Annotated in this window: 12 protein-coding genes; all 12 read right to left on the bottom strand. The window is 62.8% G+C overall.

Annotated elements, in window-relative coordinates; all coding sequences use genetic code 11:
• Positions 1-29: 29 nt before the first annotated feature.
• A complete protein-coding gene (gene osmF / locus NKH90_RS16195; protein WP_352472009.1) occupies positions 30-941 on the bottom strand; it encodes a glycine betaine ABC transporter substrate-binding protein OsmF in 912 nt (303 codons plus the stop codon).
• 159 nt (positions 942-1,100) lie between these two features.
• The gene (locus tag NKH90_RS16190; protein WP_352820062.1) at positions 1,101-2,318 is read right to left on the bottom strand and encodes an MFS transporter; all 1,218 of its coding nucleotides are present in this window, start codon (positions 2,316-2,318) and stop codon (positions 1,101-1,103) included.
• On the bottom strand, positions 2,315-2,815 hold the full coding sequence (gene nusB, locus NKH90_RS16185; RefSeq protein ID WP_352449306.1) for a transcription antitermination factor NusB: 501 nt from the start codon (positions 2,813-2,815) through the stop codon (positions 2,315-2,317). Before nusB ends, NKH90_RS16190 begins: the two co-directional genes overlap by 4 nt.
• The gene (ribH, locus tag NKH90_RS16180; protein ID WP_352820061.1) at positions 2,812-3,306 is read right to left on the bottom strand and encodes a 6,7-dimethyl-8-ribityllumazine synthase; all 495 of its coding nucleotides are present in this window, start codon (positions 3,304-3,306) and stop codon (positions 2,812-2,814) included. The genes nusB and ribH overlap by 4 nt, the downstream gene beginning before the upstream one ends.
• A gap of 130 nt (positions 3,307-3,436) precedes the next feature.
• Positions 3,437-4,054, bottom strand: coding sequence for a riboflavin synthase (locus tag NKH90_RS16175; RefSeq protein ID WP_352820060.1), 618 nt, complete (start codon positions 4,052-4,054; stop codon positions 3,437-3,439).
• 30 nt (positions 4,055-4,084) lie between these two features.
• Positions 4,085-5,215, bottom strand: a complete 1,131-nt coding sequence (gene ribD / locus NKH90_RS16170; RefSeq protein ID WP_352820059.1) for a bifunctional diaminohydroxyphosphoribosylaminopyrimidine deaminase/5-amino-6-(5-phosphoribosylamino)uracil reductase RibD — start codon at positions 5,213-5,215, stop codon at positions 4,085-4,087.
• 2 nt (positions 5,216-5,217) lie between these two features.
• Positions 5,218-5,727 (bottom strand): transcriptional regulator NrdR, encoded by a 510-nt coding sequence (gene nrdR, locus NKH90_RS16165; RefSeq protein WP_352456580.1) that lies wholly within the window; start codon positions 5,725-5,727, stop codon positions 5,218-5,220.
• Positions 5,728-5,879: 152 nt separating this feature from the next.
• On the bottom strand, positions 5,880-6,461 hold the full coding sequence (locus tag NKH90_RS16160) for an invasion associated locus B family protein (protein ID WP_352820058.1): 582 nt from the start codon (positions 6,459-6,461) through the stop codon (positions 5,880-5,882).
• A 70-nt stretch (positions 6,462-6,531) separates the two neighbouring features.
• Entirely contained in the window at positions 6,532-7,845 is a 1,314-nt protein-coding gene (gene glyA / locus NKH90_RS16155; RefSeq protein ID WP_352820057.1) for a serine hydroxymethyltransferase, read from the bottom strand.
• Between the two features lie 116 nt (positions 7,846-7,961).
• Positions 7,962-9,608: a Na+/H+ antiporter gene (locus NKH90_RS16150; protein WP_352820056.1), complete on the bottom strand. Its 1,647-nt coding sequence runs from the start codon at positions 9,606-9,608 to the stop codon at positions 7,962-7,964.
• A 129-nt stretch (positions 9,609-9,737) separates the two neighbouring features.
• A complete protein-coding gene (locus NKH90_RS16145) occupies positions 9,738-10,991 on the bottom strand; it encodes a L,D-transpeptidase family protein (RefSeq protein WP_352820055.1) in 1,254 nt (417 codons plus the stop codon).
• A 338-nt stretch (positions 10,992-11,329) separates the two neighbouring features.
• On the bottom strand, positions 11,330-11,845 hold the full coding sequence (ldtR, locus tag NKH90_RS16140; RefSeq protein ID WP_023674486.1) for a transcriptional regulator LdtR: 516 nt from the start codon (positions 11,843-11,845) through the stop codon (positions 11,330-11,332).
• Positions 11,846-12,018: the final 173 nt, after the last annotated feature.

The following is a 12,018-nucleotide window of genomic DNA, read 5'->3' as shown; positions in this document are numbered from 1 at the left end:
CACCTCGAAAGCGGAGCGCCGGAATCGCCTTACTTCAGGAAGCCGTTCTTTTTCAAAAAGTCCTCGGCGACGCCCTTGACCGGCTCGCCGCCAACCTGCACGCGACCATTCAACTCCTGCAACGTGACGAGATCGAGCTTGGCGAACACCGGCTTCAGCAGCGTCTCGATCTCCGGATGCTCCTTCAGCACCGCCTCGCGGATGATCGGCGCCGGCTGGTAGACCGGCTGCACACCCTTGTCGTCCTCAAGCACGACGAGGCCGGAGGGCGCGATGCCGCCGTCGGTGCCATAGACCATGGCGGCGTTGGCGCCGTTGGTCTGGTTGGCTGCGGCGGCAATTGTCGCCGCCGTGTCGCCGCCCGACAGCGTGATCAACTGGTCCGGCTTCAGCGTGAAGCCATAGGTCTTCTGGAAAGCGGGCAGCGCGGCCGCCGAATTGACGAACTCGGCGGAGGCCGCCAGCACCACCTTGCCGCCGCCCGAGACATATTTGCCGAAGTCGGAAAGGGTGACGAGCTTATTGGTATCGGCGACCTCCTTGCGCAGGGCGATCGCCCAGGTATTGTTCGCCGGTGACGGTGACAGCCAGACGATCTTGTTGGCGTCGTAGTCGAGCTTCTTGGCAGTCTCGTAGGCCTTGGCGGCGTCTTTCCACACCGGATCATCGGCCTTCTCGAAGAAGAAGGCGGCGTTGCCGGTGTATTCCGGATAGACGTCTATCTCGCCGGCTGTAATCGCCTTGCGCACCACAGGTGTGCCGCCGAGTTGGATGCGGTCGGTGGTCTGGATATTGTTGGCGTTCAGCACCAGTTGGATGATATTGCCGAGCACGCCGCCCTCGGTGTCGATCTTCGACGACACCACCACCTGGGCACTCGCCGAGGCCAACGCAACTCCGAGCGCCAGTACAGCGCCGGCCAGAACCTTGATTGAAAACATCTCACAAATCCCTTGCTGTGAACCGGAATACGGCTGCCGCATATGAGCATGGCTTCGATGCCCCGTCGGGGTACACGGTTTCATAAGAAAGGGGATGGGCGCAATAATTTTGTTCGGATGCGAGTGACTCCGCCGTTGCCTCGTCCCGACAGCGTGACGTCAGCTGGCCGCGCGCAAGCCCGTCATCTTCAACACGCCCAGTGCCACGAAGCACAGCACGACGACCGGGAAAATCATCCAGTTCAACATCTCCCAGCCCCAGGCATTGTAGACCGCCCCCGACATCAGCGAGGCGAAGGCGACGGAGCCGAACAGGACGAAATCGTGAAACCCCTGGACCTTGCCTTTTTCGGATGACTGGTAGCTGTCGGCCACCATGGCGGTGGCACCGATGAAGCTGAAGTTCCAGCCAAGGCCGAGCAGGATCAGCGCCGTCCAGAACTGCCACAGTGCCAACCCTGACAGCGCCACTATGGCGCAGCCAATCAGCAGCACCAGGCCGATGGCCAGGATCCGCTCAGCGCCGAAGCGATAGATCAGCGACCCCGTGAAGAAGCTCGGCGCGAACATCGCCATCACATGCCAGGAAATGCCGAGCGTGGCGTCGTCGGTCGAAAGGCCGCAGCCGACCATGGCCAGCGGCGCGCCCGTCATGACGAAGCTCATCAGCGCGTAGCTGCCGACGGCGCAAAACAACGCCGCGACGAAGCGTGGCCTGATGACGATTTCCGAGAGCGGCCGGGCGTCGCTGTCGGAAATTTCCACCTTCTCGGTTGCGTTGGCCGGGATACGCAACAAAGAGAGAATGGCGGCGCCGACCGCCGCCAGCACCAGGATGGACGCAAACGAGCCGGCAAACTTCACCGGCGAGAACAGATCGCCGGTGAAGATGACGATCTGCGGTCCAAGGATGGCGGTGACGATGCCGCCGGCCAGCACGAAGGAGATGGCGCGCGCCTTGAATTCAGGCGGCGCATTGTCGGCGGCGGCAAAGCGGAACTGCTGGACGAAAGCGCCCCCGATGCCGATCACGGCCAAGCCGAAAGCGAATAGCCAGAAGCTGGCATGAAACAGCGCCAGCGTGGCGACCAGCCCGCCAAGCGCCGTGACCGCTGTGCCGGTCATGAAGCCGTCGCGCTGGCCGAGCCGGCGGATGATCGCCGCGGCCGGCAGGGAACCGAGCGCCACGCCGACATTGAAACCGGTGATCGGCGCGGTTGCCAGCGACTTGTCAGCATCGAGCAGGTACTGCCCGGCCAATCCGCCCATGGAAATGGCGATGGGTGCGGCCGAGCCGATGATCGCCTGCGAGGCTGCGAGGATGAAGGCGGTGCGACGCGCTTCCTTGCCCGCCCCAACGGCGACGATAGCAGTCATGAGGCGTCCTTGCCGCGGCCCTCGCCACGCACCCGGCGCGACACGCGATCAAGCACCGCATTGACCAGTTTCGGCTCGTCTTCCTCGTAAAATGCCTTGGCGATGTCGACATATTCGGAGACGATGACCGCCACCGGCACGTCCTCGCGCTGCATCAGCTCATAGACGCCGGCGCGCAATATGGCGCGCAATGTGGAATCGAGCCTCGACAGAGGCCAGTCCTCGGTCAGCGCCTGTCGGATGACTGGATCGATGGTCTTCTGGTGCTCGACAACGCCGGCAAGAATGGCGCGAAACCATTGCGCATCGGCTTCGCGATAGAGCGCGCCATCGACTTCCTTGCCGAGCCTGAACGCCTCGTACTCGGCGGTGATCTCAAACACACCGCTGCCGGCGACGTCCATCTGGTAGAGCGCCTGCACGGCGGCCAGACGGGCAGCACCGCGCTTGTTGGCATGGCGAACCGCAGGCTGGCCGGGCGAAGCGGGTTCGCTCACGTTCGCTCTCCCAGCTGTTCCTTTAGAGCGATCATGGTCAGCGCCGCACGCGCGGCAAAGCCGCCCTTGTCGCCTTCCGAACGCCTGGCCCGTGTCCAGGCCTGTTCGTCATTTTCGGTGGTCAGGATGCCGTTGCCGATGCAGACCGCATCCTGCACGGACAGGTCCATCAGGGCACGGCTGGATTCATTGGCGACGATATCGAAATGATAGGTGTCGCCGCGGACCACCGTGCCGAGGGCGACGAAGCCGTCATAGTTCGTCCCGCCTTCGGAGGCACCGTCGAGCGCGAAGGTAATCACCGCCGGGATTTCGAGCGAGCCCGGAACGGTGACGACATCGTATGTCGCGCCCGCTTCCTCGAGGGCCTTTGTCGCGCCTTCGAGCAACGCGTCGGCAAGGTCGTCGTGAAAGCGCGCCTCGATGACAAGAAGGTGGGCCTTCTTCTTCGGACGGATGAACGCTTTGCCGTGTTGGGATGTGCCTGCCATAGATGTCTCCGGGGATCGCCGGTGACTTAGGCCGAAGCCGGTTTGATCGCAAGCGGAAGATTGCCGAAGGAACTTTCAAGGCCAACTCGGCGGCGGTCGCATCAGGGAATGGGCTTTATGGACGAGCGCCTCAAAGCCCCTCTTTAGCCGCCTCCACCAGTCGCGCCGCATAGCGGGCCATGGTGTCGATCTCGAGATTGACGCGATCGCCGACCTGGCGTTCGCCCCAGGTGGTGACCGTCAGTGAGTGGTGGATCAACAGCACGTCGAAGCGGCTGCCTTCGACGTTGTTGACGGTCAGCGAAGTGCCGTCGAGTGCGACGGAGCCCTTGGGCGCGATGAATTTGGCCAGCTCTCGCGGTGCATCCAGGGTGAAGCGAACGGCGTCGCCTTCCTCCTTGCGCCCCACGATCTCGGCCATGCCGTCTACATGGCCCGACACGATATGGCCGCCAAGCTCGTCGCCGATCTTCAGCGCCCGCTCCAGGTTGATGCGCGTGCCGGATTTCCAGCCCATCGCGGTCGTCAGCCTGAGTGCTTCTTCCCAGGCCTCGACCTCGAACCAGCGTGCGTTGGCGCCGTCTTCCGGCAATCCCGTCACCGTCAGGCAGACGCCGCCACAGGAAATCGAGGCACCGATGGCAATGGTCTGCGGATCGTAAGCGGTGTCGATACGCAAACCGACGCCTTCCCTGAGCGGCTTCACGGCAGCGACGGTGCCGACATCGGTGACGATTCCAGTGAACATTAGTTTGGCCCCGTGAACATCAGGTCGGTCCTAGATGTCTCTTATCCATTCCGCATATGTATCTTCGCCGAAACGCATGTTGCGCAATTTGCGAAATCCCGGCGGGATATTGTTGGCATCGATCGGCGATACAATGCCGCCCCCGCCGATCGCGTCCGGCCCCTGAAACAGCACGATACGATCGACCAGTTGTTCGTCGAGGAACGCCTTGGCCACCCTCGCGCCGCCCTCGACCAGGACGCTTGCCATGCCGAGCGCCGCCAGATCCTCGAACAGTTCCGGCAGCGCGATATCGCCTTCATAGGTCTCCGTACCGATGAAGCGAACGCCGGCACGTTCGAGCGCGGCGCGCCGGTGCGGATCGGCCTCGGCGCAGGCAGCGACATAGAGCGGCACACGGTCGACGCCGGCGACCAGTTTCGAAGTCTCGGGTAGCCTGATCTGACGGTCGAGTACGATGCGCGCCGGCGAACGGCTCTCCAGTCCCGGAAGCCGAACCGTCAGCGCCGGATCGTCCTCCAGTGCGGTGCCGATGCCGATCAAAATGCCATCGGCTTCGGCGCGCATCAGATAGACTTCGCGCCGGGCGATATCGCCGGTGATGGAGAGCTGTCCCTCGCCTTTCACGCCGATCTTGTTGTCGCTCGAAAGCGCAAGTTTCAGGATCACTTCCGGGCGTTTTTTCAGAGATCGAATTAAATAGCCGGCCATCTGCTCCGCAGCCTCGGCCGCCAACACTTTTTCCACCACTTCGACGCCGGCGGCACGCAAGATTGCATAGCCCTTGCCGGAAACACGCGGGTCAGGATCGCTGGCAGCGCCGACCACACGCGCCACGCCGGCACTGACCAGCGCATTGGCGCAAGGCGGCGTGCGGCCGTGATGGGCGCAGGGCTCCAGCGTTACATAGGCGGTGGCGCCGCGCGCCAGTTCGCCGGCCTCTGCCAAAGCCTCGGTCTCGGCATGCGGCCGGCCGCCGACGGCGGTGACGCCGCTGCCGACGATCATCGGCCCGTCGCCGTCATCGCGCACGATCAGCGTGCCGACGGAAGGGTTGGTCGAGGTCCGCCCGGCATTCTTGCGCGACAGCCTGAGGGCTGCCGCCATATAGCGGCGATCGAGGACCTCTTGTTCAGCCGTGCGGCGTCCGGACCCTGCCATGCTCAGCTGGCGTCCTCTTCGCTCTTCAGCTCTTCGCCCCTGGGCTCGTCGGTTTTGGGCTCGTCGCCTTTGAGTTCGCCCAACACGTCGTGGAAATCCTTGGCCTCGCGGAAATTGCGGTAGACGGAGGCAAAGCGCACATAGGCGACATCATCGAGCGACTTAAGCGCCTCCATGACCAGCCGGCCGACTTCCCCCGAGGCCACCTCGGTCTCGCCCGAGCTTTCGAGCTGGCGCACGATGCCGGTCACCGCCCGGTCGATACGTTCCGGGTCGACATTGCGCTTGCGTACCGCGATCTCGACAGAGCGCAGCAACTTGTCGCGGTCGAACGGCACCTTGCGTCCAGACTTCTTCACCACGACGAGATCGCGCAATTGGACGCGCTCGAAAGTGGTGAAGCGGCCGCCGCAATCCGGGCAGACGCGCCGCCTGCGGATCGCTGCGCCGTCTTCGGCAGGGCGCGAATCCTTCACCTGCGTATCTTCGGACTGACAGTAGGGACAGCGCATGGAGAGCCTTCGGTTCGCGATTCTCGTAGTGCGAACGGCTTAGAGGTTTTTGCCACGATGGCAAAGTATGGCCGATGACCGATCGCGCCTCAGAGATAGCGAGGCGCGAGGAAAATTGCGAGAGCGGCAATCAGTTGACAGCGGTCCGCCAATCAGGGCGCGACGTCGCCGGTCGGGAAGCCGCAGGACGTGCCGAGATAGCGATAGGCCTTGGTGAAGCCGTCCATCGATATCGTCGCGACCGGCTTGTCGGCGAAGCTGACATCGAGGGCGCTGGTACGGCGCATGGCACGCAGTATGGCAACCGTGGTCTCGGGTTTGTTGTCCATCATCCACTGTCCGTCGGCGATAATATGAAAACCAGCCTTGATCTTGTCGTTGACATCGCGGAACACCGCCGGGATGTTGTCCCCCTTGGGCAAGTCACTGTTTCTCACGGCGATGATGAGGCTCGGATAGCCCTCGGGTGGCAGTACGTCGCCATTCGAGATGGCCAGCGTGAGGGTGCCACTGGTGCCGTTAGCGTCGAAAAAGACCGTCGAGGCGGCGCAGGTCTTGCGCACATCCTCGCCGGTGTTGACCTCGTCCACCGTGGTGGACCAACTGCCGAAGGTCTCTGTCTTGGGTGCTGCCGGGGTCGGCTCGGTCTGCGCAAAGGCCGCGCCGAGTAGCGAGGTGGCTAAGGTGAGCAAGGCAGCGCCAACACTGGCGAAACGGAAAATTCGCATCATCATCAAGCGTCTCCGAGATGCAGCCGTGCCCAGTTGATCGGCGCCGTCACAGTTGGGGGAACGACGCCCTGCGTCAACCAAGATACGGGTAAAGCGGAAAACGATCCGTCAATGCCGCCACCTTTGCCTTCACGGTTGCCTCGACGGCCGCATTGCCATCGTCGGAATTGGCGACCTTCAGTCCATCCAGCACTTCGGCGATCAGCTTGCCGATCTCCCGGAACTCGGCCTGACCGAAGCCGCGCGTGGTGCCGGCCGGCGTGCCGAGCCGAACGCCCGATGTCACGAAAGGCTTTTCCGGATCGAAGGGGATGCCGTTCTTGTTGCAGGTGATGTTGGCGCGGCCAAGGGCAGCCTCGGCGCGCTTGCCGGTGGCGTTCTTGGGACGCAGGTCGACCAACATCAGATGGTTGTCGGTGCCGCCGGAGACGATGTCGAGACCGGTTTCCTGCAGACTGGAGGCCAGCGCCTTGGCATTGGCGACGACGCTCTCCGCATAGATCTTGAAGCTCGGCTTCAGCGCCTCGCCCAGAGCCACCGCCTTGGCGGCGATCACATGCATCAGCGGTCCACCCTGCAGGCCGGGGAAGACGGCCGAATTCATCTTCTTGGCAATATCCTCGTCGTTGCAAAGGATCATGCCACCGCGCGGCCCGCGCAGCGATTTGTGCGTCGTGGTGGTGACCACATGGGCATGCGGCAGCGGCGACGGATGCATGCCGCCGGCGACCAGGCCGGCGATGTGGGCCATGTCGACCATCAGATAGGCACCGATCGAATCGGCGATCTCGCGAAAACGCTTCCAGTCCCAGACACGTGAATAGGCTGTGCCGCCGGCCAGGATCAATTTCGGCCTGGTCTCATGGGCGGTCTTCTCGATCGCATCCATGTCGAGCAGATGATCGTCCCGGCGTACGCCATAGGAGACGACCTTGAACCATTTGCCGCTCATATTGACCGGCGAGCCATGTGTCAGGTGTCCGCCGGAATTGAGGTCGAGGCCCATGAAGGTGTCGCCGGGCTGCAGCAACGCCAGGAACACCGCCTGGTTCATCTGGCTACCGGAATTCGGCTGGACGTTGGCGAAGTTGCAGCCGAACAGCTTTTTCGCGCGTTCGATGGCCAGTTCCTCGGCGACATCGACGAATTGGCAGCCGCCATAGTAGCGCTTGCCCGGATAGCCCTCGGCATATTTGTTGGTCATGATCGACCCCTGTGCCTCGAGCACGGCACGCGAGACGATATTTTCCGAGGCAATCAGCTCGATCTCGTGGCGCTGGCGGCCGAGTTCGTTGCGGATTGCGCCGAAAATCTCGGGGTCGGCATCGGCAAGCGTGGTTTCGAAAAAGGATTCGAATTTGTTCGACACTGCCGCTGCTGTTGCCATGGGCTGAAATCCTCAAGGTTCGGGGTCTGTCGCGCCATTAACACAGTTGCTTTCGGCCCGCCACGTTTGCAGCGCGAAATTTGCTGGCCGGATTGCGCCAGAGAGACTGGCAGCCTCTATTTCCTTGCCTGCCGGCCCTTCAGCAGGGCCTCGGTGAGCGTGATCTCGGTGAACAGCGCCTGCATCGTATGGTCGTTAATCTGGCCGCTGCGAAACATTGCGCGAACCGCTGCGCGTTCGGCCTCAATGCCCGCCAGCCTCAATTCGAGCTCCAGCCGTCCGGCCTCGCGGGCCTCGGCGCGCGCCTCGTCGGCCTCGTCGGAGGCAGCGATGCGGCGACGGTAGCCGGCGACGATGCTGTCGGCGGCGGCAAGCCGGGCGCCGGGTATTTCCCCTTCATCGCCGTCGGTCGCGCCGGCCATGCTCTCGATGCGGGCGATGGCGGCGTTGGCCGCGCCCACGCGCGCAAGACGCTCCTCGGCAGCGCCAGGATCCTCGCCCGGCTCGACCAGCCCCCGTGCCACCTTGGGCAAGGCAAGGCTGGCTATGAGCAATGAGCAGATGATGACGCCTGCGGCGAGGAAGATCACCACGTCGCGCGCCGGAAAGGGCGAACCATTCGGCATGGTGAGCGGCAGCGACAGGATGCCGGCCAGCGTGATGGCGCCGCGCACGCCGGCAACAGAGCCGGCGATCCGGACGCGCAGCCCGAACGGCTCGGCCTTCTGCTCGCGTAATCGCGCCGAGACGCGCGTCGCGATGTCGCCGACCCAGATCCACAGGAAGCGCAGCCCGATCAGGCATAGTGTCAGCGCGACCACCGTGGCGATTGGCTGGATGACCGGATAGCGGCTGCCGAGCTCAGGCGGCACGTTGCCGATGATTTCGGGAAGCTGCAACCCGAGCAGGATGAACAGCGCGCCGTTGAAGACGAAGGATAGCGTCGTCCACAGCGATACGGTCTGTATGCGCGCCGAGACGCCGAGAAAGCGGAAAATCCCGGAACCGCCGGTGAGCACTCCGGCCGTGACCGCCGCCAGAATGCCCGAGGCGCCGACATTCTCGGCGCCGAGATAGGCGATGAACGGCAGCAGGACCATGACCAGCACCTGCGCCTCGGACGGCACGCCGCCGATACGGTTCAGCAATTGCAGCACCTTGGCGGCGACGAACAAGGCAGCCACGCCGGCCAGGATGCCGGCAGCGACGGCATAGAGGAAAGTCACGGATGCCGCGACGAAGGAGAAGCTGCCGGTCAAGGCAGCTGCCACCGCAAAGCGGAACATCACGAGGCCCGACGCATCGTTGAGCAGCGCCTCGCCCTCCAGGATGTGCATCAGCCGGGCCGGGACCAGGCTCTTGTCGACTATCGAGGAGACGGCCACCGCATCCGTCGGGGACAGCACCGCAGCAAGTGCGAAAGCGACGACGAGCGGGATGCTCGGGACAAGCCAGTGCAAAGCGTAGCCGAAGCCGACAATGGTGAAGAAGACCAGCCCGATGGCGAGGTCGAGGATCGGCCCGCGCAGCGCGATCAGTTCGCGCTTGGGCGCACCATAGGCGTCGCTGAACAGCAGCGGCGGGATGAACACCAGCAGGAACAGCTCGGGATCGATCTCGACATGCATTCCGCGCACCGGCCAAGCCAGTGCCGCGCCGATGGCGATCTGCAGTACCGGCAGCGGCACCCGCACCAGCCGGACCAGCGCGCCCGAAACGGCGACGAAGATGAGCACGACCAGAATGAACATTGCGACATGCATGATGCGATTTCCGACTACAGCGCCACGCGTTCTTTGCCGGCAATCAGTCCAGCAAAGCTTGCCGCGAAAGACCCCGGCAACGAAAAAGGCCGCCCTTCCGGCGGCCTTTTTGCAAATGAACTCAGCTGCTTAGAGCGCGGATGTGATCTGCAGCTCGTTGGCCCCGTCGAGGCCGTAAATGTCGTCACGGAACTGGACCACGCCCGGCCCTGTCGACCAGGCCGAGACGTAGAGAAAATAAACCGGCACCGGATTGGTGACCTGCACCGGCGTGTTCTCCCCGGTCTTGATCGCCGCCTCGAAATGCTGGCGATCCCAGCCCGGTGTGTCGCGCAGAATCCAGGTGACGAGGTCGCGCACGTTCTGAACCCGCACGCAGCCAGAGGAATCGAAGCGCATCAGCTTGCCGAACAGGCTCTGCTGCGGCGTGTCGTGCATGTAGACGCCGTCCGGGCTGGGAAAATTGATCTTGACTGAGGCCATCGCGTTGCCGGAACCGGGATCCTGGCGGAAGCGGTATTTGGCGGCATCATCGGTCGACCAGTCGACCGTCATTGGGTCGACCTCGCTGCCGTCCGGCGCAAACAGGCGGATATGGCTATCCTTGAGATAGTCGGGGTCCTTCCGCATCAGCGGAATGATATCCTTGCGCACGATCGAGACCGGCGCGTTCCAGTACGGATTGACGATGATTTCGTTGATCTTGGAATTGACGATCGGCGTCTGGCGATCGATCTTGCCGACGATTGCGGTGTGGCGCAGCACAACGCGGTCGTTCTCGACAGCCTCGATCTGCGCCGCCGGGATGTCGACCAGAACATAGCGGTTGCCAAGCGTGCCGGCCCGCTCACGCAGCCGTTGCAGATTGGTCTGGAGCTGACCAAGCCGAACCGGCGCCGACACGTTCATTGCCGCGAAAGTATATTTGCCCGTGGTTCCGTCGGCCGGCAAGCCGTGACGCAACTGGAAGCGCTTGAGCGCCGAGTCGACGTACGAATCGAACGCTTCCGAGAGCCCGGCGCTCTGCGCCAGATCGCCCGATATCATCAAGCGCCTGCGCAGCGGCACCACATCGGGATCCTCGACGCCAAGCTGCAGCTTCTTGGTGTCTGGAACCTGTTCCCAGCCGCCTTGCGCGACGATATTCTGATACTGCATGATCGCCTGCTCGGTGAAGGACACCGTCTGCAGGCTGAAGATCGGCAGCGTCGAGGCAACCTTGCCGCCTTCGCTGGCACGCGCATCGAATTGGTCGTCCCAATTGCCGCGCGCCGAGGATTTCAGGATATCCCCGATCACATCCTGCGCACTGGCGCGGCCGGCGACCATTGCGGCTGCGAGCGCGGAGGCTCCTGAAAGGAAGAAACGGCGGCTGGTTCTCATGGACGTTCCAGACATTCTTGCTACAATTCAACCCACCGGGCGGTCTCGCCCGCACTCTAGAGTTGGCTTCTTAACAATTAGCCAACCATGGCCCGCATCACTTCGGTGTAAAACCACATGGGAAGTGACTTGAGCACAGGACAAATGCACGGCTTTGGCCCCAGCATCACCCGCATCTTCGGTTCCATTGGAATATGGCGGCAACGTGGCTGTTGCTCGAATTTGGATCGGCCGGCCTGACGAAACGGCAAGACCGGTGCTTTTCGGCACCGGCCTTTGGTCCACTCCGCGGCAGCACTTCCGTAGTCCAGCTTCAGATCTAGATGCGGCGGATGCGATTACATCCGGTAGGCGATGGTATCGTTCCAGAACCGATCCAGGCGCTGCAGGGCGCGGTTCATCTGCTTGAACTCTTCCGTGTTGATGCCGCCAACCTGCTCGATCGAACCGACATGGCGCTCGTAGAGGCCGGCGACGACTTCCGCCACCTCATTGCCCTTCGGCGTCAGCGAAACCCGCACCGAACGGCGGTCGATGCGCGAGCGCTGGTGGTTGATGAAGCCGAGATCGACCAGCTTCTTCAGATTGTAGGAGACATTCGAGCCGAGATAATAGCCGCGCGAGCGCAGTTCGCCGGCGGTCAGCTCCGAATTGCCGATGTTGAACAGGAGCAGCGCCTGGATGGCGTTGATGTCGGAGCGACCGTTGCGGTCGAATTCGTCCTTGATCACATCAAGCAGACGGCGATGCAGCCGCTCGACCAGCTGCAGCGATTCCATGTACAGCGAACGGATCGCCTCGCGGCGGTCATCGGATACGTTGGCGGTCTTCGCCGCCGGACGCGAATTGATCATTGTCTTTGCCTCTCGTTTGTCGCCCGGTGATTTTTTGTTCTTCACCTTGATCGCGACACTATCGAATACTCATAAAATTCGACTTAAACGCCAAGGCTAACAAGAGCTTACCGGTAAGGGGTTTCGAAAGAGGCTTAACGGACGGTCACCCGAGCAAGGATAATTAACCTAAA

Source organism: Mesorhizobium sp. M0898 (assembly GCF_040319695.1).
Lineage (GTDB): Bacteria > Pseudomonadota > Alphaproteobacteria > Rhizobiales > Rhizobiaceae > Mesorhizobium.
This window is presented reverse-complemented; position numbering and strand designations above follow the sequence as displayed.

Bases quoted from the DNA above. Each gene is read 5' to 3' on its own strand.
- glyA (WP_352820057.1), bottom strand. From the start codon at position 7,845: ATGGCAACAGCAGCGGCAGTGTCGAACAAATTCGAATCCTTTTTCGAA.
- NKH90_RS16190 (WP_352820062.1), bottom strand. From the start codon at position 2,318: ATGACTGCTATCGTCGCCGTTGGGGCGGGCAAGGAAGCGCGTCGCACC.
- ribD (WP_352820059.1), bottom strand. From the start codon at position 5,215: ATGGCAGGGTCCGGACGCCGCACGGCTGAACAAGAGGTCCTCGATCGC.
- NKH90_RS16145 (WP_352820055.1), bottom strand. From the start codon at position 10,991: ATGAGAACCAGCCGCCGTTTCTTCCTTTCAGGAGCCTCCGCGCTCGCA.
- osmF (WP_352472009.1), bottom strand. From the start codon at position 941: ATGTTTTCAATCAAGGTTCTGGCCGGCGCTGTACTGGCGCTCGGAGTT.
- nrdR (WP_352456580.1), bottom strand. From the start codon at position 5,727: ATGCGCTGTCCCTACTGTCAGTCCGAAGATACGCAGGTGAAGGATTCG.
- ldtR (WP_023674486.1), bottom strand. From the start codon at position 11,845: ATGATCAATTCGCGTCCGGCGGCGAAGACCGCCAACGTATCCGATGAC.
- NKH90_RS16175 (WP_352820060.1), bottom strand. From the start codon at position 4,054: ATGTTCACTGGAATCGTCACCGATGTCGGCACCGTCGCTGCCGTGAAG.
- NKH90_RS16150 (WP_352820056.1), bottom strand. From the start codon at position 9,608: ATGCATGTCGCAATGTTCATTCTGGTCGTGCTCATCTTCGTCGCCGTT.
- NKH90_RS16160 (WP_352820058.1), bottom strand. From the start codon at position 6,461: ATGATGATGCGAATTTTCCGTTTCGCCAGTGTTGGCGCTGCCTTGCTC.
- ribH (WP_352820061.1), bottom strand. From the start codon at position 3,306: ATGGCAGGCACATCCCAACACGGCAAAGCGTTCATCCGTCCGAAGAAG.